At 66.2% G+C, this 20,352-nt stretch carries 24 protein-coding genes; 5 read left to right on the top strand and 19 right to left on the bottom strand.

The genetic code is table 11. The features are described from left to right. Positions 1 to 96: 96 nt before the first annotated feature. From atpD to QTI20_RS28770, 8 genes are all read right to left on the bottom strand, one after another. Positions 97 to 1,512: a F0F1 ATP synthase subunit beta gene (gene atpD, locus QTI20_RS28805; protein ID WP_183024195.1), complete on the bottom strand. Its 1,416-nt coding sequence runs from the start codon at positions 1,510 to 1,512 to the stop codon at positions 97 to 99. Positions 1,513 to 1,558: 46 nt separating this feature from the next. Next, complete coding sequence (gene atpG, locus QTI20_RS28800; RefSeq protein WP_183024194.1) at positions 1,559 to 2,434, bottom strand: F0F1 ATP synthase subunit gamma; 876 nt, start codon at positions 2,432 to 2,434, stop codon at positions 1,559 to 1,561. Between the two features lie 32 nt (positions 2,435 to 2,466). Continuing rightward, on the bottom strand, positions 2,467 to 4,020 hold the full coding sequence (gene atpA / locus QTI20_RS28795) for a F0F1 ATP synthase subunit alpha (protein WP_183024193.1): 1,554 nt from the start codon (positions 4,018 to 4,020) through the stop codon (positions 2,467 to 2,469). Between the two features lie 45 nt (positions 4,021 to 4,065). Next, complete coding sequence (locus tag QTI20_RS28790; protein ID WP_286555861.1) at positions 4,066 to 4,596, bottom strand: F0F1 ATP synthase subunit delta; 531 nt, start codon at positions 4,594 to 4,596, stop codon at positions 4,066 to 4,068. A 7-nt stretch (positions 4,597 to 4,603) separates the two neighbouring features. After that, on the bottom strand, positions 4,604 to 5,074 hold the full coding sequence (locus QTI20_RS28785; RefSeq protein ID WP_219209324.1) for a F0F1 ATP synthase subunit B: 471 nt from the start codon (positions 5,072 to 5,074) through the stop codon (positions 4,604 to 4,606). A gap of 34 nt (positions 5,075 to 5,108) precedes the next feature. Continuing rightward, on the bottom strand, positions 5,109 to 5,378 hold the full coding sequence (gene atpE, locus QTI20_RS28780; RefSeq protein ID WP_140844704.1) for a F0F1 ATP synthase subunit C: 270 nt from the start codon (positions 5,376 to 5,378) through the stop codon (positions 5,109 to 5,111). 64 nt (positions 5,379 to 5,442) lie between these two features. Then, positions 5,443 to 6,321: a F0F1 ATP synthase subunit A gene (atpB, locus tag QTI20_RS28775; protein ID WP_183024190.1), complete on the bottom strand. Its 879-nt coding sequence runs from the start codon at positions 6,319 to 6,321 to the stop codon at positions 5,443 to 5,445. Between the two features lie 3 nt (positions 6,322 to 6,324). Continuing rightward, positions 6,325 to 6,804, bottom strand: coding sequence for an ATP synthase subunit I (locus tag QTI20_RS28770; protein WP_286555865.1), 480 nt, complete (start codon positions 6,802 to 6,804; stop codon positions 6,325 to 6,327). A 165-nt stretch (positions 6,805 to 6,969) separates the two neighbouring features. On the opposite strand from QTI20_RS28770, the gene QTI20_RS28765 reads away from it, so the two are divergent. Genes QTI20_RS28765 through lipA form a run of 3 tightly spaced genes read left to right on the top strand, consistent with a single transcriptional unit; the run spans position 6,970 to position 8,967 of the window. Continuing rightward, entirely contained in the window at positions 6,970 to 7,284 is a 315-nt protein-coding gene (locus tag QTI20_RS28765) for a YbeD family protein (RefSeq protein ID WP_286555866.1), read from the top strand. Then, the gene (gene lipB / locus QTI20_RS28760; RefSeq protein ID WP_503011454.1) at positions 7,281 to 7,979 is read left to right on the top strand and encodes a lipoyl(octanoyl) transferase LipB; all 699 of its coding nucleotides are present in this window, start codon (positions 7,281 to 7,283) and stop codon (positions 7,977 to 7,979) included. The genes QTI20_RS28765 and lipB overlap by 4 nt, the downstream gene beginning before the upstream one ends. Before the next feature lie 7 nt (positions 7,980 to 7,986). Next, positions 7,987 to 8,967 (top strand): lipoyl synthase, encoded by a 981-nt coding sequence (lipA, locus tag QTI20_RS28755; RefSeq protein WP_219209320.1) that lies wholly within the window; start codon positions 7,987 to 7,989, stop codon positions 8,965 to 8,967. 30 nt (positions 8,968 to 8,997) lie between these two features. Here lipA and QTI20_RS28750 read toward each other — a convergent pair whose 3' ends face one another. The 8 genes from QTI20_RS28750 to QTI20_RS28715 form a co-directional block, all read right to left on the bottom strand. Further along, positions 8,998 to 9,966 (bottom strand): tripartite tricarboxylate transporter substrate binding protein, encoded by a 969-nt coding sequence (locus tag QTI20_RS28750; RefSeq protein ID WP_286555868.1) that lies wholly within the window; start codon positions 9,964 to 9,966, stop codon positions 8,998 to 9,000. Further along, positions 9,963 to 10,970 (bottom strand): ABC transporter substrate-binding protein, encoded by a 1,008-nt coding sequence (locus QTI20_RS28745; RefSeq protein ID WP_286555870.1) that lies wholly within the window; start codon positions 10,968 to 10,970, stop codon positions 9,963 to 9,965. The genes QTI20_RS28750 and QTI20_RS28745 overlap by 4 nt, the downstream gene beginning before the upstream one ends. Positions 10,971 to 11,050: 80 nt before the next feature. After that, entirely contained in the window at positions 11,051 to 11,866 is an 816-nt protein-coding gene (locus QTI20_RS28740) for an ABC transporter permease (RefSeq protein WP_286555872.1), read from the bottom strand. Then, positions 11,866 to 12,729, bottom strand: a complete 864-nt coding sequence (locus QTI20_RS28735) for an ABC transporter permease (RefSeq protein ID WP_286555873.1) — start codon at positions 12,727 to 12,729, stop codon at positions 11,866 to 11,868. Before QTI20_RS28735 ends, QTI20_RS28740 begins: the two co-directional genes overlap by 1 nt. Continuing rightward, entirely contained in the window at positions 12,726 to 13,817 is a 1,092-nt protein-coding gene (locus tag QTI20_RS28730) for an ABC transporter ATP-binding protein (RefSeq protein ID WP_286555875.1), read from the bottom strand. The genes QTI20_RS28735 and QTI20_RS28730 overlap by 4 nt, the downstream gene beginning before the upstream one ends. A gap of 7 nt (positions 13,818 to 13,824) precedes the next feature. Further along, complete coding sequence (locus QTI20_RS28725) at positions 13,825 to 14,250, bottom strand: cupin domain-containing protein (protein WP_286555877.1); 426 nt, start codon at positions 14,248 to 14,250, stop codon at positions 13,825 to 13,827. A 35-nt stretch (positions 14,251 to 14,285) separates the two neighbouring features. Further along, positions 14,286 to 15,152: a fumarylacetoacetate hydrolase family protein gene (locus QTI20_RS28720; protein ID WP_286555878.1), complete on the bottom strand. Its 867-nt coding sequence runs from the start codon at positions 15,150 to 15,152 to the stop codon at positions 14,286 to 14,288. 30 nt (positions 15,153 to 15,182) lie between these two features. Then, on the bottom strand, positions 15,183 to 15,695 hold the full coding sequence (locus QTI20_RS28715) for a RidA family protein (protein ID WP_286574311.1): 513 nt from the start codon (positions 15,693 to 15,695) through the stop codon (positions 15,183 to 15,185). A 35-nt stretch (positions 15,696 to 15,730) separates the two neighbouring features. Here QTI20_RS28715 and QTI20_RS28710 point away from each other — a divergent pair, with 35 nt between their 5' ends. Continuing rightward, positions 15,731 to 16,675 (top strand): LysR substrate-binding domain-containing protein, encoded by a 945-nt coding sequence (locus QTI20_RS28710; protein ID WP_286555881.1) that lies wholly within the window; start codon positions 15,731 to 15,733, stop codon positions 16,673 to 16,675. 67 nt (positions 16,676 to 16,742) lie between these two features. On the opposite strand, the gene QTI20_RS28705 is transcribed toward QTI20_RS28710, so the two are convergent. Together QTI20_RS28705 and QTI20_RS28700 are read right to left on the bottom strand one after the other, a co-directional pair. Further along, complete coding sequence (locus QTI20_RS28705) at positions 16,743 to 17,234, bottom strand: hypothetical protein (protein WP_183024177.1); 492 nt, start codon at positions 17,232 to 17,234, stop codon at positions 16,743 to 16,745. A gap of 36 nt (positions 17,235 to 17,270) precedes the next feature. Continuing rightward, positions 17,271 to 17,513 carry a GlsB/YeaQ/YmgE family stress response membrane protein gene (locus QTI20_RS28700; RefSeq protein ID WP_286555882.1) on the bottom strand — a complete coding sequence of 81 codons (243 nt, stop codon included), beginning with the start codon at positions 17,511 to 17,513 and terminating at the stop codon, positions 17,271 to 17,273. Between the two features lie 223 nt (positions 17,514 to 17,736). Here QTI20_RS28700 and QTI20_RS28695 point away from each other — a divergent pair, with 223 nt between their 5' ends. Beyond that, on the top strand, positions 17,737 to 19,269 hold the full coding sequence (locus tag QTI20_RS28695) for a class I adenylate-forming enzyme family protein (RefSeq protein ID WP_286555923.1): 1,533 nt from the start codon (positions 17,737 to 17,739) through the stop codon (positions 19,267 to 19,269). Between the two features lie 7 nt (positions 19,270 to 19,276). Here QTI20_RS28695 and QTI20_RS28690 read toward each other — a convergent pair whose 3' ends face one another. Next, positions 19,277 to 20,311: a fimbrial protein gene (locus QTI20_RS28690; protein WP_286555884.1), complete on the bottom strand. Its 1,035-nt coding sequence runs from the start codon at positions 20,309 to 20,311 to the stop codon at positions 19,277 to 19,279. Between the last annotated feature and the right edge of the window lie 41 nt (positions 20,312 to 20,352).

Raw genomic sequence — 20,352 nt, 5'->3', positions numbered from 1 at the left:
CAAAGCAGGCAGTCGGCCGTCGGGAGTGGCGCCGCGCGAAACCGTACCGGAGTACGGTGAGCACGGCCACGAAGCCCGGCGGTCGGCTGCGAAGCCTCAGGCCATCTTCTTCGCCTTCTCGAAGGCTTCGTCGATCGTGCCGACCATGTAGAAAGCCTGTTCCGGCAGGTGATCGGCTTCGCCGTTCACGATCATCTTGAAACCACGGATGGTTTCCGACAGCGGAACGTACTTGCCCGGCGAGCCGGTGAACACTTCGGCCACGTGGAAGGGCTGCGACAGGAAACGCTGGATCTTCCGGGCGCGGGCCACGGCCAGCTTGTCGTCCGGAGCCAGTTCGTCCATGCCCAGGATCGCGATGATGTCGCGCAGTTCCTTGTAGCGCTGCAGCGTGCCTTGCACGGCGCGGGCCACGTTGTAGTGCTCTTCACCGACCACGTTCGGGTCGAGCTGGCGCGAGGTCGAGTCCAGCGGGTCCACGGCGGGGTAGATACCCAGCGAAGCGATGTCACGCGACAGCACCACGGTCGAGTCCAAGTGGGCGAAGGTGGTGGCGGGCGACGGGTCGGTCAAGTCGTCCGCAGGGACGTACACGGCCTGGATCGAGGTGATCGAGCCGACCTTGGTCGAGGTGATCCGCTCTTGCAGGCGGCCCATTTCCTCGGCCAGCGTGGGCTGGTAGCCCACGGCGGAAGGCATACGGCCCAGCAGTGCCGACACTTCGGTACCGGCCAGCGTGTAGCGGTAGATGTTGTCCACGAAGAACAGCACGTCACGGCCTTCGTCGCGGAACGACTCGGCGATGGTCAGGCCGGTCAGCGCCACGCGCAGACGGTTGCCCGGGGGTTCGTTCATCTGGCCGTAGACCATGGCCACCTTCGAGTCCTCGAGCTTCTCGAGGTTCACGACGCCGGAGTCGGCCATCTCGTGATAGAAGTCGTTGCCTTCGCGGGTCCGTTCGCCCACACCGGCGAACACCGACAGACCCGAGTGAGCCTTGGCGATGTTGTTGATGAGTTCCATCATGTTCACGGTCTTGCCCACGCCGGCACCACCGAACAGACCCACCTTGCCGCCCTTGGCGAACGGGCACACCAGGTCGATCACCTTGATGCCGGTTTCCAGCAGGTCCTGCGAGGGCGACAGTTCGTCGTACGCGGGGGCCTTGCGGTGGATCGACGCCGTGACTTCCTGGCCGACCGGGCCGCGTTCGTCGATGGGCGCGCCCAGCACGTCCATGATCCGGCCCAGCGTGGCCTTGCCCACGGGCACGGTGATCGGGGCCTGGGTGTTCGTGACGATCAGGCCGCGACGCAGGCCGTCGGACGAACCGAGGGCAATGGTACGCACCACGCCGTCGCCGAGCTGCTGCTGGACTTCCAGCGTCAGCGCCGAACCTTCCATCTTCAGGGCGTCATAGATCTTCGGCATCTGGTTGCGCGGGAATTCCACGTCGACCACGGCACCGATACATTGAACGATCTTGCCTTGCACTGCATTGGCTTGAGCCATCATCTGCTCCAATTAATTTTTGAATCTGGGTGACGTCGAGGAAGCCTCAGACGCCGGCGGCCGCCGCAGCGCCCGACACGATTTCCGACAGCTCTTTGGTGATGCCGGCCTGGCGGGTCTTGTTGTAGACCAGCTTGAGTTCGGCGATCACGTTGCCTGCGTTGTCGGTCGCGGCCTTCATGGCCACCATGCGCGCCGAGTGCTCGGACGCCATGTTCTCGGCCACGGCCTGGTAGGCCAGCGACTCCACATAGCGCACCAGAAGTTCGTCGATCACGCTTTCCGCGTTCGGCTCGTAGATGTAGTCCCACGAATGCTGACCCGGCTCGACCTTCAGCGATTCAGCGGCCAGCGGGAGCAGCTGCTCCACCACCGGTTCCTGCTTGATCGTGTTGATGAACTTCGTGTAGCAGAGATACACCGCCGAGAGCTTGCCTTCCGCGTAGGCGTCGAGCAGGGTCTTGACCGGGCCGATCAGCTTGTCGAGGTGCGGCGTGTCGCCCAGGTGGGTGACATGCGCGACCACGCGGGCGCCGATGCGGTTGAGAAAACCCAGACCGCGTCCGCCGATCGCCACCGTCTCGATGGCCTGGCCGGCGGACTGCGCTTCGCGCAGGCGCGCCGTGACCGCGCGCAGCAGGTTGGTGTTCAACCCGCCGCACAGGCCCTTGTCGCTGGTCACCACGATGAAGCCGATCGCCTTCGCGTCGTTCGTCTTCATGAACGGGTGCACGTACTCGGGGTTCGCCTGACCCAGGTTCGCCGCGATGGTGCGGATCTTCTCGCTGTACGGGCGCGCGGCGCGCATGCGCTCCTGCGCCTTGCGCATCTTGGACACCGAGACCATTTCCATGGCCTTGGTGATCTTCTTGGTGTTCTCCACCGATTTGATCTTGCCGCGGATTTCCTTACCGGCTGCCATAGATGCTCCTTAAGCCTTGGTGTCGAGCGCCATCAGGCGAACGACTTCTTGAACGTCGTGATGGCAGCGGTCAGTTCAGCCTCGGCGTCCTTGTCGAGCGCCTTGGCCTTCTCGACCTTGTCGAGCAGCGCAGCGTGGCTGGTCTTCAGGAACTGATGCAGGCCATGCTCGAAGGGCAGAACCTTCTTGATGTCCAGATCGTCCATGAAGCCCTTGTTCACCGCGAACAGCGTGGCACCCATCAGCGAGATGGGCAGCGGGCTGTACTGGGCCTGCTTGAGCAGTTCGGTCACGCGGGCACCGCGGTCGAGCTGCTTGCGGGTGGCTTCGTCCAGGTCGGAAGCGAACTGCGCGAACGCAGCCAGTTCACGGTACTGGGCCAGGTCGGTACGGATACCGCCGGACAGGCTCTTGATGATCTTCGTCTGGGCCGACGAACCCACGCGCGACACCGAGATACCGGCGTTGATGGCGGGGCGGATGCCGGCGTTGAACAGCGAGGTTTCCAGGAAGATCTGGCCGTCGGTGATCGAGATCACGTTGGTCGGCACGAAGGCGGACACGTCGCCGGCCTGCGTTTCGATGATCGGCAGTGCGGTCAGCGAACCGGTCTTGCCCTTGACTTCACCCTTGGTGAAGGCTTCGACGTAGTCGGCGTTCACGCGTGCGGCGCGCTCGAGCAGACGCGAGTGGAGATAGAACACGTCGCCGGGGTAGGCTTCGCGGCCTGGCGGGCGGCGCAGCAGCAGCGAGACCTGGCGGTAGGCCACGGCCTGCTTGGACAGGTCGTCGTACACGATCAGGGCGTCTTCGCCGCGGTCGCGGAAGTACTCGCCCATGGTGCAGCCCGAGTAGGCCGACACGTACTGCATGGCCGCCGATTCGGAGGCCGAAGCCGCCACCACGATGGTGTATTCCATCGCGCCGGCTTGTTCCAGTGCGCGCACCACGTTCTTGATCGACGAAGCCTTCTGGCCGATCGCGACGTAGACGCAGGTCACGCCCTGGCCCTTCTGGTTGATGATCGCGTCGATCGCCACGGCGGTCTTGCCGGTCTGGCGGTCGCCGATGATCAGCTCGCGCTGGCCGCGGCCGATCGGCACCATGGAGTCGATCGACTTCAGGCCGGTCTGCAGGGGCTGGTCGACGGACTTCCGTGCGATCACGCCCGGTGCGACCTTTTCGATCACGTCGGTGAGCTTGGCGTTGATGGGACCCTTGCCGTCGATCGGCTGGCCCAGTGCGTTCACCACGCGGCCGATCAGCTCGGGGCCGACCGGCACTTCCAGGATGCGGCCCGTGCACTTCACGGTGTCGCCTTCGGAGATGTGCTCGTACTCGCCCAGAATCACGGCGCCGACCGAGTCGCGCTCGAGGTTCAGTGCCAGGCCGTACGACGGCGTGCCGTCGGCGGTGGCGGTGAACTCCAGCATTTCGCCCTGCATCGCGTCCGACAGGCCGTGCACACGCACGATGCCGTCGGTCACCGACACCACGGTGCCCTGGTTGCGAATGTCAGCGCTGACACCAAGACCCTCGATACGGCTCTTGATCAGTTCGGAAATTTCTGCGGGATTGAGTTGCATGACTCTTTCCTTCTTTCAATAAATGGGGCCAACCGCCTCGCCGCATCAAGCGGTGAGCGCTGCTTTCATTTGCTCGAGACGCGCCTTGACGGACGTGTCGAGGACTTCATCACCCACCACGGCGCGGATGCCGCCGATCAGCGACGGATCCAGTTCGACCCGCGTGTTCAGCTTGCGGCCGAAGCGGCGCTCCAGCGACTCGGCCACGGTCCGCAGACCAGCTTCGTCGATGGGAAAGGCACTGTAGACCACGGCGTCCGAAGCGCCGCTCTGGGCGTTCTTCAGCAGACGGAACTGCACAGCGACTTCGGGCAATGCGGCGAGTCGACCGTTGTCGATCACGGTGCGCAGGAAGTTCTTGCCGTTCTCCGGCAAGCCATTCGATACGAAACCGGACACCAGGTCGAACACCTGTTCGGGCGCGACCTTCGGGTCGGCGGCGAACTGCAGCAGTTGCGGATTCCCGGCGACGGCGGCGAGCTGGTCGATCCAGCCGGCCGTGCCTTCGAGGTCACCTGCCGAAGCCTTGAACAGCGCTTCGGCGTACGGACGGGCGATGGTGGCGAGTTCGGCCATGTCGTCCTCAGAGCTCGGTCTTCAGGCGGTCGAGCAGGTCGGCGTGGACGCCGGCGTTGACTTCCTTGCGGAGAATCTGCTCGGCACCCTTGACGGCCAGCGCGGCGACTTGCTCGCGCAGGACTTCACGGGCACGCACCGATTGCTGTTCGGCTTCGGCCTGCGCGGCGGCCACGATCTTGTTGGCCTCCACGGTGGCACGGCCCTTGGCCTCTTCGACGATTTGCTGGGCGCGGCGCTCAGCGTCGGCCAACAGGTTGGTCGTCTCGTGACGAGACTTCACCAGTTCCTGCTCGACGCGCTGGTTGGCCGAAGCGAGTTCCGCCTTGGCCTTCTCGGCGGCCGCCAGGCCCGCGGCGATCTTTTGTGCACGGTCATCCAGCGCCTTCGCGATGGGCGGCCACACGAACTTCATCGTGAACAGCACCAGCAGCAGGAAGACGATGGCCTGAACGAACAGGGTCGCGTTGATACTCACGGCAACACCTTTCTAGAGTGGCGTTGAACGGGACTTACTTGGGCAGGTTGGCCAGGAAGGTCGCGGCAAACGGGTTGGCGAAGGCGAACAGCAGGGCGATGGCCACACCGATCAGGAAGGCAGCGTCGATCAGACCGGCCAAGATGAACATCTTGGTTTGCAGGTCGTTCATGAGCTCGGGTTGACGTGCCGACGATTCGAGGAACTTGCCGCCCATCAGTGCGATACCGATGGAAGCACCGATCGCGCCGAGACCGACGATCAAACCACATGCCAGAGCGACGAGACCGAGAATGTTTGCCATGATGACTCCTTAGATTACAGATTGAAAGCGAAAAGAAAAACGGAAAGCGAAGCGGTAACCAGGCCTAGTGGCCCTCATGCGCCTGACCCAAGTAGATGAGTGTGAGCATCATGAAAATGAATGCCTGCAGCGTGATCACCAGGATGTGGAAGATCGCCCAGACGGTTCCGGCAATGATGTGCCCGATAGGCAGCAGCACTCCCGAGAACGAAGCTGCCATCGCGCCACCCATGAGTGCGATCAGCATGAAGACGAGTTCGCCGGCATACATGTTGCCGAACAGCCGCATGCCGTGCGAGACGGTCTTGGCGAGGTATTCGATGACCTGCATCAGCAGGTTGATGGGCCACAGCACGGGGTGCGCGCCGAAAGGTGCCGTGATCAGTTCGTGGCCCCAGCCGCCCAGGCCCTTGACCTTGATGCTGTAGAACAAGCAAAGCAGCAGCACGGAGGTCGACAGACCCAGCGTGGTCGAGAGGTCGGCGGTCGGCACGACGCGCATGAACGCATGGTGCGGGTCGCCGCCCGAGGCTTCGTGGAACTTGGCCCACAGCGCCGGCAGCAGGTCGACCGGCAGCATGTCCATGGCGTTCAGCAGGAAAATCCAGACGAACACGGTCAGCGCCAGCGGCGCGATGAACTTGCGGCTCTGCGCGTTGCGCACGTTGGCCTTGGCCTGGCTGTCGACCATCTCGACCAGGATCTCGACGGCCGCCTGGAAGCGGCCGGGCACGCCGGCGGTGGCCTTGCGCGCGGCGAGCCACAGCACGAAGCAGCCGATGGCGCCGATCACCAGTGCGTAGAGCACCGAGTCGAGGTTGATGACGTTGAAGTCAACGATCGCCTTTTGCGTGACCGGTTCGAGATTCCAGTTCACCTGCCAATGCTGCAAATGGTGAACGATGTATTCACTCGCGGTCGGTGCGTGTCCTTCTGCGGCCATCTTTCAGCGTCTCTTTAAAGAATCAATCCGGTTCAACAATCTGGGCCGCACCACAAGGGCCACCCAGTACATCTTCAATGCCGCCACGACGCCCAGGAGCATCGCCAGCCAGCTCAGGTTGCCGATCACCCAGGGCGCCGCCGCCAGAAAGGCAATGGTCAGCGCCAGCTTGATCAACTCCCAGACAAAAAACCTCAGCATCGCGGCCGATGCCGGCGCATCCTGTGATGCACCCCTCCTCGTACCCGCGAAGACACCCCGGACAAACAACGCCGCCGGGATGGCCACTGCCAATGCCCCGTAAAGTGCGGACATGCCGACCGCCGGCCGACCCGTCCAACCCCAGCCGATGCCCGCCACGACCAATCCTGCGACCACCTGGGCCACGATCACCCACCAGGGCGAAGGTTCGGGATTGGCTTCTCGCAGCTGCTGCGCCTGTTCGGCGGTGAGCGGCTTGAAATCGGAGTCTTCGGCATCCATCTCGGATTCAGGAGTGCTTGTCGTCATTGGAATGTGCACCGCCAGTCACCGAAGGCTGCTGAATTTTACAAAGCCATTGATTATAAGTAAAAACCCCTCCCGTTCCGCCATGACCAAGCAGGTCAGCGGGGAACTTCACGTGCTTGACACACTCGCCTTCCCTCCATGACGACCCCACCGCCCTCTGCCGCCGCCCCGACGACCACCCCTTCCGCCGCCCCGACGGAGTCGCTGATCGTCTACCCCTCGATCTTCCCCATCAAGGTGATGGGCCCCAAGGTCGACGGCTTCGTGCACGCGCTCACACAGGTGGCGGAGCGCTTCGATCCCAGCTTCGACGCCAGCACCATCGAGCTGCGCACCAGCAAGGCCGGCAACTACCTGGGCGTGACGCTCAACGTGACGGCGACCAGCCGCGAGCAGCTCGACGAGATCTACCGCACGCTGTCCACGCACCCGATGGTCAAGGTGGTGCTGTGAGCCTCGAGGCGCTCGCGCGCCCGCCGCTGGCGGTCACGCTGCTGGGCCCCGTCGACTACCTCCAGAGCTACGAGGCGATGCGCGCCTACGCCGCCGAGCGCGACGCCGACACGCCCGACGCGCTGTGGGTCTGCGAACACCCGGGCGTCTACACCCAGGGCCTGGCCGGCAAGGCCGACCACCTGCTGAACCCCGGCGACATCCCGGTGGTGCAGACCGACCGCGGCGGCCAGGTCACCTACCACGGCCCGGGCCAGGTGGTGGCCTATCCGCTGATCGACCTGCGGCGCGCGGGCTACTTCGTCAAGGAATACGTCTACCGCATCGAGGAATCGGTGCTGCGCACGCTGGCCCACTTCGGCGTGACCGGCCACCGCGTGCCCGGCTCGCCCGGCATCTACGTGCGGCTCGACGACCCGTTCTCGCACGCCGCATTGACCGGCCCCTTCCCCGCCAGCGACCCGTTCCGCGGCCTGGGCAAGATCGCGGCGCTGGGCATCAAGGTGGCGCGCCACGGCACCTACCACGGCGTGTCCTTCAACGTCGCGATGGACCTGGAACCCTTCTCGCGCATCAACCCTTGCGGCTATGCCGGGCTGCGCACCGTCGATCTTTCTACAATCGGTGTCCACACCACCTGGGAAGAAGCCGCGCACGTGCTGAGCCAGAAGCTCGCCACCGGCCTGGCCCCCTGATCTCGCCATGAGCACCACCGAAGTCGTTCGCGACGCCCAGAGCGCCGAAACCTACAACCCCCTGGCCAAGCAGAAGGCCGCGGCCAAGCTGTCGCGCATCCCGGTCAAGGTGATCCAGGGCGAGGTGCTCAAGAAGCCCGAATGGATCCGCGTCAAGGCCGGCTCGCCGACCACGCGCTTCTACGAGATCAAGCAGATCCTGCGCGAGAACAACCTGCACACGGTGTGCGAGGAAGCCTCCTGCCCGAACATCGGCGAATGCTTCGGCAAGGGCACGGCCACCTTCATGATCATGGGCGACAAGTGCACGCGGCGCTGCCCCTTCTGCGACGTGGGCCACGGCCGCCCCGACCCGCTCGACAAGGACGAGCCGCTGAACCTGGCGCGCACCATCGCCAAGCTGCGCCTCAAGTACGTGGTGATCACCAGCGTGGACCGCGACGACCTGCGCGACGGCGGCAGCGGCCACTTCGTCGAGTGCATCCAGAACATCCGCGAGCTCTCGCCGATGACGCAGATCGAGATCCTGGTGCCCGACTTCCGCGGCCGCGACGACCGCGCGCTCGAGATCCTCAAGGCCGCGCCGCCGGACGTGATGAACCACAACCTGGAAACCGCACCGCGCCTCTACAAGGAAGCGCGCCCCGGCAGCGACTACCAGTTCAGCCTGAACCTGCTGAAGAAGTTCAAGGCACTGCACCCCGACGTGCCGACCAAGAGCGGCATCATGGTCGGCCTGGGCGAGACCGACGAAGAGATCCTGCAGGTCATGCGCGACATGCGCGCGCACGACATCGACATGCTGACCATCGGCCAGTACCTGTCGCCGTCGAACTCGCACCTGCCGGTGCGCCGCTACGTGCACCCCGACACCTTCAAGATGTTCGAGGAAGAGGCCTACAAGATGGGCTTCAGCCACGCGGCCGTGGGTGCGATGGTGCGCTCGAGCTACCACGCGGACGAGCAGGCGCACGCGGCCGGCGTCTGAGCCATGGGCACAGGTCGCTGAACGCGGCCCCTACTCGGGCTCGACCCGGGCAAAGCGCAGCGCCTCGACGAGGCGAGACTCCTCGCGCTCCAGGTACGCTGCGAACCGCTCGGCCGTCCCGCCCATCCGGCGAAGCCCGATGGCGTCCATGCCCGCCTTTACCGCCGGCGCGTCCAAGGCAGCGGCCAGCGCCGTGTGGAGCGGGTCAAGACGTCCTTTCGGCGTCCCCTTGCGCACGACGAATCCGAACCACGACTCCGAGACGAAGCCGGCCACGCCCGACTCGGACACGGTCCGCACCTCCGGCAGCGATGCATCGCGTTGCGCGGAGCCCACCGCGATGGCCTTGAGCTTGCCGCTGCGGACGAAGGGCAAGGCTTGCGGCAGATCGGTGAGCATGGCGGACACGTCACCGCTCAGCAGCGCCTGCAGCGCCGGCGCGCCCCCTTTGTAGGGCACGTGGAGCATGTCGAAGCCGGCCTGCTTCTTCAGCAACTCGAAACCCAGATGCCCCGAGGAGCCACGGCCGAAGGACGCATAGGCGGCCTTGTCGGCATGGGCCTTAGCCCAGGCGATGAACTCGCGCAGGTTGGCGGCCGGCACACTGGGATGCACCGCCAGCAGATGCGGATTGGACGCGCAGAGCAGCACCGGCTCGAAATCCCTGCGTGCATCGTAGGGCGGCTTGATCAGCAGGTGCGGCTGGACCAGGAAGCTGGCGCCCACCAGCAACAGGGTCCTTCCATCCGCCGGCGCCGTGACCGCGGCCTGGCTGGCGATGACGGTGCCGCCGCCGGGACGGTTGTCCACGACGACCGGCACGCCGCCGTCGGCGGCACCGAGCCGCTCGGCCAGGGCGCGCGCCAATGTGTCGGCCGCGCCGCCGGGCGCGTAGGGCACCAGCATCCGAAGCTGTTCGGGCCTGGCCTGTGCCCGCAGGGTGGCGGCCAGCGGAAGGAGGGCGCCCAGCGCCAGCAGTTGCCGCCTCGCGGTGTTCATCGATTCACCACCTTGTTCCACTGGTCGACGATCGCCGAACGACGCTCGGCGAAAAAGCCCCAGTCCACATTGCGCAGCTTGTCCGCGGTCGGCACGGAGGCGGCGACCTCGGCCGGGACCTTGGCATTCTTGTTGACCGGCCTGGCGTTGCCGATTCGAGCCCAGGCCTCCTGCGCCTCGACGCCCAGCATGTGGTCGATGAACCGCTCCGGTTGCTCGCCCGCGCTCGGGTTGAGCACCCGCACCACGCTCATGGGCAACGCGTAGCCGCCTTCGCTGGGCACGCAGAAACGGAGGTCCGCCAGGTCCGGGTCGCGCATCATGGCCAGCACGTTGCCGCTGAAGTAGGGCGTGGCCCAGATCTCGCCGCTTTTGAGCCACCCCACCGCGATGCTTTCCTGGTCCCAGAGGCCGGGGCCGCGCGTGCGGACCTGGTACATGCCCTCCAGGCCGGCCTCCGGCGAGCGGATGCTGCCGCCTTTGAGCGCGGCGAGCGCATCGAGCGTGTAGACGGACGAGTTGTAGGTGATGTTGGGGGCCGAGACCCGGCCCTTGAGATCGTCGCGCAGCAGGTCGGCCCACCCCATGATGGGCTTGCCGAGCTTCTTCGCGTTGTAGGCGATGCCCCAGGTGCCATAGGTCACCGGCATGGCGAAGTGACCCACGGGCAGGCGGACCCGCTCGTCCATCTGTGCCATGTTGGGGATCCGGCGCGGGTCCATCTCCGACACCAGGCCGGACTTGGCGATCAGCGGCAGCAGCACGTCGGTGAACACGCCCACATGCAAGCTCGGCTGTGCGCGGTTGGCCTGCATCTGCGTGAAGCGGGCATTGTCGAAGGACTCGATGACCCTGGCCTCCTTCCCGCCAGCAAAGGTGTCGAGGAAGCTGCGGCGGAAGTTGCCGCCCAGCAGGCCCGGGTACCAGCCGATGCTCAACGCCGCCGCCTGTGCGAGGGCCAGGTCGGGCAGCGTCGAGAGGAGGCCCGCGGCGGGCAGGGACATGGCAGCGCCGAGGAATCGGCGTCGGTCGAGCGATTGAGGCATGGTGGCTCCGGGGTTGGCAAGGGGGTGATCGAGGGATGTCAGGCGCCGCTTCCGGCCAGGTGTCGCAACCAGCCCAGCCGGTCGATGACGACCGCCGCGAGCAGGCCGAAGACCACCAGCACGGTGGACACGGCGGCCGCCACGGGATCGTTGACATCGAACAGATACTTGTAGAGCGCCACCGGCAGCACGACCTGCTCGGACTGGGTCACGAACAGGCTGACCGTGAACTGGTCGAGCGAGACGATCACCGAGAAGATGCCGCCGGCCACCAGTCCGGGCACGAGCGCGGGCAGCACGACCCGGCGCAGCGTGGTGGCGGGGCTGGCACCGAGGATCTCCGAGGCCTCCAGCAGCGAAGGTCGCAATGCGACGGCGCTGGTGAGCAGGGCCCGGAACATGAACGGGAAGACCAGCAGCAGGTGCGAGGCCAGCAAGCCGGTGAAGGTGTCGATCAGGCGCAGGCGCGTGAGCGAATACAGCAACGCGATGCCGATGATCAGCGCGGGCACGATCAGGGGCGACAGGCAGGCGAACTCGATCACGCCGCGCAGCACGCCCGGGCGCATGCGCCGCACGCCCAACGCGGCGGGCAGGGCGAACGCGGCTGCGAGCGCCGTGGCCAGCACGGCCAGCGCCAGGCTGCGCGCCGCCGGTGCGAGGAACAGGCCCGACTGCCAGGCCGCGCCGTACCACTTGAGCGAGAAGCCCGTGGGCGGAAAGCTGAAGTACGAGCGCTCGCTGAAGCTGAACAGCACCACGACGAGGAGCGGCAGCATCAGGAACAGGGCCACCACGCCGGCACAGAACCGGGCCGCCAGGCGCCACAGGGCGTCGGTCGAGACGTTCGTCATCAGGAAAGGGCCTCCTCGACCCGGCGGATGGCGCGCTTGTGCACGGCGTAGGCCGCCAGCACGACGACGGTAAGGATCAGCGAAAGCGCCGTGGCGCGCGGCAGATTGAACAGCACCAGCGCATCGGTGTAGACCTGCACCGACACATACTTGACGGCGCTGCCGCCGAGCATGAGGGGCGTCACGAAGGCGCCGAGCATCATGCTGAACACCAGCACCGATCCGGCGATGAGACCGGGCGTCGACAGCGGCAGGGTCACGGTGATGAACGAACGAGCCGGGCCGGCACCGAGGATGTCGGCGGATTCGCGCAACCGCCGGTCGATGGCCTGCAGCGACGTGGTCAGCGACAGGACCATGAAAGGCAGGAACACCTGCGTGCCGCCGATGACCACGCCCCACATGTTTCCGCTGAGCGAGAGCGGCTCCCGGATCAGGCCGGTCCACATGAGCAGCGAGTTGGCCAGGCCCTGCCGCCCCAGGATCAGCAGCCAGCCATAGCTGCGCACGACGGTGTTGACCAGCAGCGGCGCGGCCACCACGAAGTACAGCAACCCGCGCCAGCGTTCAGGGGCGGAGGCGACCGCGGCCGCAAGCGGAAAGGCCAGGATCGCGCACAGCAGCGTCACCCCTGCGGCGATGCCGAGGGTCTTGGCCAGCAGCGCCAGATTGTCCGGATCGCCCAGCAAGGACCGATAGTTCTGCGCGGTGAAGCCCGGCAGGATCTGGCCAAAACTCTCGAGGCGAAAACTGATGGCGGTCATGTCCACCAGGGGCAGGACGAGCAGCAGCACCAGCATCAGCAGCGCGGGCGCCAGGGCGGCCACCACGCCCCAGCGGCGAGGGGTTGCGGCTCGCTTCATGGCGCGTCGAAAGCCAGGCTGCAATCGTCGAGCGTCACGCGCACTTGCTGCCCGAGAAGCGACTGCCCCTCCGGCAGGCCCAGCACCCGCGCCAGCAACGGTTGCCGGTCACCGAGTTCCAGATGCAGCAGCGTGCTGCCGGTTTCGGGGACCACTTCGCAGACCGTCGCCGGTAGCGCACCGGCGCGCTCGCTCAGCTGCACCTGCTCCGGCCGCACTGCAAGGCGTGCCGGCCCCGCGGGCCGCGCGAGGTGCACCGGCACGCTCAGCGAATCGCCGAGATGGAAGGTCCGGGTCGATGGCTCGTGGTGCCCCGCCAGAAAGCTGATGTCACCGATGAAATCCGCCACGAATTCGCTGACCGGACGCGTGTAGAGGGTGGCGGGATCCGCCAGCTGCTCGATCTGCCCACCGCGCATGACGGCGATGCGGTCCGAGAGATGAAGCGCTTCCTCCTGGTCATGCGTGACGAACAGGAAGGTGGTGCGGGTCTCGCGGTGGATGCGCTTGAGCTCCGTCTGCAGCTGCCGGCGCAGCTTGAGGTCCAGCGCCCCCAGCGGCTCGTCGAGCATCAGCACCGACGGACGCGTGGCCAGCGCCCGCGCAAGTGCCACGCGTTGCTGCTGGCCGCCGGAGAGCTGCCCGGGTCGGCGCTCGCTCACCTGGGGCAGTTGCACCAGTTCGAGCATCTCCTGGACCCGCTGTGCCATCCGATGCGCATCGATGCGCTGCGCCTTCAGGCCGTACGCGATGTTCTCGGCGACCGTCATGTGCGGAAAGAGCGAGTACTGCTGGAACACCATGCCCAGGTGCCTTGCGCGCGGCGGCAGGTCGGTCACGTCGCGCCCGTCGATATGGATGCGGCCGCCGTCGGGCCGCTCGAAGCCGGCGATCATGCGCATGAGCGTCGTCTTGCCGCAGCCGCTGGCGCCCAGCAGTGTCAGGAACTCGCCATCGCGGATGTCGAGATGGATATGGTCGGCGGCGAGCGTGGCGCCGAAGCGCTTGGTCACATCACGCACGGACACCTTGACGGCGGCATCGGTGTGCGCTGCCGGCGATGCCGAAGCAACGAGATCTTGTGGCATGGATGGATCAACCCTTGCTCAGGAAGCCGCCGATGGTCTCGTCGGTGTGGAACACCGGCTTCTCGTGGTAGTGCGGACCGTCATAGATCTCGAGGAGCAGGCTGCGCTCGTGCGCGAGGGTGGGGCCGTGCGGGTGGTCCTTCGGGTTCATGTAGAACGAGCCGGCGGTCAGGCGCAGGCCCGTGTCCGTGTATTCGTAGTCGCCCTCCAGGCAGTACATGAACTGGTTGGACGCATGGGTGTGTTTCGTCGGAATGCACCCGCCCTTGCGGTATTCGAGCAAGGCAATGCTGGCGCCGGTCAGCGTGTTCTTCCACAGGAAGTACTGGCGAAAGCCATAGGCGGGGAAGTCGATCCAGTCCGCGGCATCGAGTGCCGTGGTGCGGACCAGGACTTCCAGCGTTTTCAGGTCGGGTGGGTTGTTGTCGGTCATATGGAGTTCACTGGGGGAGAAAGACGCCAGACGCTTCAATTCGGAAGGCGCTCCTTTCGCACGGTGTTGCGCAACACGCCGACGCCCTCGACCTCCACTTCCACGCTGTCGCCGTCGCGCAGCCATACCGGTGGCGAACGGCGCATGCCGACACCGCCGGGGGTGCCGGTCACGATCACGTCGCCCGGCTCCAGGGTGCAAAAGGTGGAGATGTGCGCGATGAGCTGCCCGATCGAAAAGATCATCAGGTCGGTGCTGCTGCGTTGCATCTCCCGCCCGTTGACGCGGCACACCAGGGACAGCGGCCGCTCCAGCGGCAACTCGTCCGTGGTCACCAGCCATGGCCCGAAGGCGCCGGTGGACGGGAAGTTCTTGCCGGGCGCCCATTGACCGGCAGCGCTCTGCCAATCGCGCACGGATCCGTCGTTGTAGGCCGAGAGACCGGCCACGTGCGCAGCGGCATCCTCCACGGCGATGCGACGTCCGCGCCGGCCGATGACCACGGCCACCTCGGCTTCGAAATCGAAGGCGTCGGATTCCAGTGGGCAGACCATGTCGCCGTCATGCCCCACCTGCGACTCGGGGAGCCGCAGGAAGATGGCCGGTGCCTTCGCTTCGGGCGAATGCGGTCCCTCGAGGCGATGCGCGAGATAGTTCAGACCGACGCAGACGATCTTGCCGGGCCGCTCGATGACGGGCATCGGCGTGAGTTGCGACAGCGCGTAGTCGGGTATCGCCGCGTCGGCCCATTGTGCGATCTCCGGAAGACGCGCCTGCGCGAGGGCATCCTTGAGCGTGGAACACGCCGGCCCCAGACGGCGCGAGACATCGACCACGGAGCGATCGGCGCGCACGACGCCGAAGCCGGCACCCTCGGGGGAAAGATAGGACATGAGTTTCATGGCTGCCGCTTCCGTCTCGACCGCGTCGGCCTAGTCCGCCTGCGGCGGGGCGATGGCCTGGCAGGCGATCTCTACCAGGATCTCTGGCGTGCCGAGCGCGACCACCTGCACCAGCGTCGAAGCGGGGAAGTCCCCTTCGAAGAACTCCTGACGGGCCTTCCAGACCTGCTTGTTGTCGGCCATGTCGGTCACGTAGATGGTCATGTTCACGACATCGGCCATGCCGGCGCCGGCGGCTTCGACGCAGTTCCTGACCTTCTCGAAGATCACGCGGCTTTGTTCATAGGCATCGCCGACGCCCAGGATCGTCGTCCTGTCGTCTGCCCGCGCGGTGAAACCGGACAGCCAGAGGGTGTTGCCTGCACGAATGCAATTCGACCAATACCCTGGCGGATATTCGGCCACGTGCGGAGAAATGATGCGTTGCTTGCTGGTGCTCATGGCGAAGAGAGATGAGGAAGAAGAGGCGGCGTTCTCGAATGCCTGGCCGCAGTTTGGGCGATCGAAGACATGAGGTAAATTGAGTTGTTTGGCCTCTGCCATTACCATGAGGTAATGACTCCGGGACGCGTCAAGCCATGCCTCACCTCGACTGGTACATCCGCGCGCAACTGAAACTGCGGCACCTGCAATTGCTCGTCGCGCTGGACGACTACCGGAGTGCCGCACGGGTGGCCGCGCACCTGCACGTCACCCAGCCGGCGATCTCCAAAATGCTGGCGGCCATCGAGAAAGGCGTGGAAGCGCCGCTCTTCGAACGAACGGCCCGCGGGTTGGAACCCACGGAGTACGGCACGGTGCTGGTACGCCATGCACGCGAGATCATGGAAAGCCTGGGCAATGCGCATGCCGAGTTCGAGGACATCGGTGGCGGACGTCTCACGCGCGTGGCCTTGGGCGCCCTGCCCTCCACCGCCGTCTTTCTCGTCCCTCGCCTGGTCGCGACCCTCGAGGAGGAAACGGATGTGACGGGCGTCACGATCGCGGTTCGGGAAGGCACGATGGAGTCCCTGCTGCCCCTGCTGCGCAGCGCGCAGATCGATCTGGTGATCGGCTTCCTGCCGGCCAAGCGCATCGGCTCCGAGTACCGCACGGAGAAGCTCTACGAAGACCCCACCGTCGTGGTGGTACGACCCGGGCATCCATTGACCAAGGTGCGCAAACCGGCCTGGAAGCACCTTTCGGACTATCCGATGATCCTGCCCAGCAAGGGCTCATTGGTTCGCTCGGCCATCGACAACTTCATGGCCGAGCACCAGGTCCATGTCGCCCGTCGGCACCTGGAGTCGGTGTCCACGCTGGCGAACCTGGGTGTGCTGCAGTTGACGGATTCGGTCGGCTTCATGCAGGCGCATCTGGCGCGGTACTTCGTGCGCCGCGGAGAGCTTTCGATCCTCTCCCTGGAGCTCCCCTCCGTGTCGATGAATGTCGGTCTGGTCTGGATGGCCGACAGGCAGCTTCCGGCGGCAACGCGCAAGGTCATGGACCTGCTCGTGCAGCAAGCGAAGGATCTCGAGGGCTGAGCAGCACCGCCCCGCCACTCCCGGCGTGCTCCGTGCAAGCCGGGTCCGCGCCGGACCCTTGCCAACGCTACCCGCGGGTGGCGTTCTGCTTCATCTTGGCCAGCGCGATGGCCAGCGCCGCGCCACCCAGCGTCTTGATCAGCCCCGCGTGCTGCGCGTAGAACTGGCTCACCTCGTCGATCACGCCCGCATGCTGCTGCTGCGCATGCTCGGCGATCTGGGTCACCTGGTCGGGCGACAGCTGCGAGGCCTGGTCGGGCGTGAGCTGCGTCTGGCCGGGCTGCAGCACCCGCCCCAACGCACCACCCGCCAGCGCCGAGGCGGCGGCCGGACCGAGCGTGGCCAGGATCTGGTTGAGCAGGCCGGCCTGCTGCTGCGGTGACGAGTTGCCGAACAGCTGGCCCACCATGTCGCCGAAGGGCGGCGTCTGGTCGGAGCGCATGGCCGCGGCCAGCCCGGCGCCGATCTCGTCGGTCGAGGCGTGCTGCGTGACCTGGTCGATGTGGGCATCGGCGTTGTTGCCGCCGATGGCCTGCTGGAGGATGTCGAGTAGACCCATGAGAAGCTCCTTGCGTGAGGGACGAAGTGGCCCGGGTTATTTCGAAAGAAGATGCCAGACCCCGAGCAGCACGACCGCGCCCAGCACGGAGGCGATGAAGCCCGCACCGCCGCCCACGGCATAGAGCCCCAGGGCCTGCCCCGCATAGGTCGCCGCCAGCGAGCCGGCGATGCCGAGCACCACGGTCAGGATGAAACCCATCGCGTTGTTGCCCGGCAGGATCGCCCGGGCCAGCAGCCCCGCGATGAAGCCGATCAGGATCGTCCAGATGATGTGCACGAAAACCCCCTGGGTCAAGGATGCGCGCCAAAGGGTTCTCCGGCGCCGCGCCATGTCCGCGCGCAGGGAGATCGTGGGCCGCACATCCTGAGCGCCAGCTGACGGCGCGCCTGCATGCCCAGGGTCGCCAACGTGATGGCGTCCGGCGGGCGCTTCGCTATCCTGCGGCATCGCCCTCGAGCAAGGATTGATTTTGCAACTGCACCCCACCCTTCAGGCGGCCATGGCGCGCCCCTTCGTCGCCATCGCCGACCTGGTTCGCCTCCACGCGCAGCACACGCCCGAACGCCCCGCGCTGGCGGACGCGACACACGCCCTGGACTACCGCGCGCTCGACGCACTCATGGACCGCGTGGCGGCCAGCCTGCAGCGCGACGGCCTCCAGGCCGGCGACGCGATCGCGATCTGCGCGGCCTCGTCGGTGCACTACGCCGCGGTGTTCCTGGGCGCCTTGCGGGCCGGCGTCGCGGTGGCGCCGCTGGCTCCCGGCTCCACGCCGGCCAGCCTGGCCCGCATGATCTCGGACGCCGATGCACGCATCCTGTTCAGCGACGCTTCGGCGGCCGAGGTGATCGGTCCTGCGCAGGCCGGCGGCATCGTGCGTGTGGCACTCGACGGCTCTGCCGTGGGCCTCGGCCTGGACGCCTGGCTGGCACCGGCCGGCGCGCAGCCCGCGCCCGTCGAGGTGCAGCCCGCGTGGCCCTTCAACATCATCTATTCCTCGGGCACCACGGGCGAGCCCAAGGGCATCGTGCAGGGCCACGGCATGCGCTGGGCCCATGTGCAGCGCGGCGCGAAATACGAGTACAGCCCCGACACCGTCACGCTGCTGTCGACGCCGCTGTACTCCAACACCACGCTGGTGGTGTTCTTCCCCACGCTCGCGCTGGGCGGCTGCGTGCTGCTGATGCCCAAGTTCGATGCGCTGGGCTACCTGCAGCTGGCCGAGCGGCAGCGCGTGACGCACACCATGCTCGTGCCGGTGCAGTACCAGCGCCTGATGGCGCACCCGGCCTTCGATGCGCACGATCTCTCGTCGTACCGCTTCAAGTTCAGCACCAGCGCGCCCTTCCATGCCGCGCTCAAGGCCGATGTGCTCAAGCGCTGGCCCGGCGGCCTGATCGAGTTCTACGGCATGACCGAAGGCGGCGGCACCTGCGTGCTCGAGGCGCACCTGCATCCCACCAAGCTGCACACCGTGGGCCAGCCCGCCGAAGGCAGCGACATCCGCCTGATCGACGAGGAGGGCCGCGAACTCTCGCGCGACGACATCGAAGTCGCCGGCGAGGTGGTGGGCCATTCGGGCGGCATGATGACCGGCTACCACCGCCAACCCGAGAAGACGCGCGAGGCCGAGTGGTTCGACGCCACCGGCAAGCGCTTCATCCGCACCGGCGACGTGGGCCGCTTCGACGCCGACGGCTTCCTCACGCTGTTCGACCGCAAGAAGGACATGATCATCAGCGGCGGCTTCAACATCTACCCGAGCGACCTCGAGGCCGTGCTGCGCGGCCATGCGGCCGTGGCCGACGTGGCGGTGATCGGCGTGCCCTCTGAACAGTGGGGAGAGACGCCGGTGGCCTTCGTGGTGCGCCGCGACAACGATGCCACCGCCGAGGACACGCTGCTGCGCTGGACCAACGACCAGCTCGGCAAGACCCAGCGGCTGGCGCAGCTGCACTTCATCGACGAACTGCCGCGCAGCGCGATCGGCAAGGTGCTCAAGCGCGAGCTGCGCGAACGCGTGGGCCGTTGAGGCAGGCTCAGCGGTAGTCGAGCGTGAAGGTCGCCGTGCCGTTGGCCTGGCCCGGCGTCACCGTGTTGCCGGTCTGGTAGTAGCGGGCGGTGTAGGACAGCACGTAGCTGCCGTCCTTCGACGGGCCCACGTCCACGGTGTCACCAAACTTGACGGCCGCCTTGGTGCCCGCGTCGACGATCTGGATGCCGATGCCGCCCGCGGTGTTCGTGCCGGCGGCCGCCGGGGTGAGGCGCAGCACGCCATCCACGTTCGCGGGGTCCGCCGTTGCATCCATCTTGATCTGCACCGTGTTCTGCGCGTTCTGACCGGCGCTGCAGTTGAGCCGGATGTTGAAGTCGCGGGCGCCCGCCGTGCTGGTTCGGCCATTGAACCTGGATGTCGCCACCTTGCCGAAGTTCACGGGGATGTTGCGCGAGCCGGCGTCGACGGTGCACGAGGGCGTGATGATGGTGGTGCCAGTGCCGGTGAGCACCGAGGTCAACATGGAGACGCCGTCGCCGTCGCCGTCGCCAGATATCTGGGTATAGGTTCCCGTCGCCAGCGGCCCATTGCCGGTGACAGCCGCCGTCTTGATCAGCTCCACCGTGAACTTGTCTCCCGCCCTGAGGTAGACACCGGAACTTTGGCGAAACACGGACCGAAAAGGATAGGTGGTGCTGCCTGTGAGCACGGTCGACAGGCGAATGCCGACGCCCGACACGCCCGTCGTGTAGATCTTGGAGCCGCTCTCGATGGGTGTTCCCTGCAGCATCACGCCGCTGAGCGTGCCACCACCAGGGCAACCGAACAACTGCTCTCTCGCGCCCTGAACCGTGATGGGAAAATCCCTGGTGGCGATGACTGCATTCACGGCAAGCTCACTCGGGATCACCACCTTGCCCATGTTCATGGTGATGGACTTTGCGGTCGCCCCCGCCTGGCGAAAGCACGCGGCTCCAGCGTCCTGCACGCTCAGCAGCAATGTCGCCGCCGGAAGGGTCATGCACAGAACGCCATGCATGCGCGGCGTCACGAACGAGAGAAAAAAACTGCGTTTCATTTCACTCCCCTGGCTTGCCTGTTGTTCGGTGGCCAGCCCGC

Origin of the sequence: Variovorax sp. J2P1-31 (assembly GCF_030317215.1) — a bacterium.
Classification (GTDB): Bacteria; Pseudomonadota; Gammaproteobacteria; order Burkholderiales; family Burkholderiaceae_C; genus Variovorax.
Note: the sequence above shows the minus strand (reverse complement) of the source record. Positions and strands in the feature narration are given on the sequence as shown.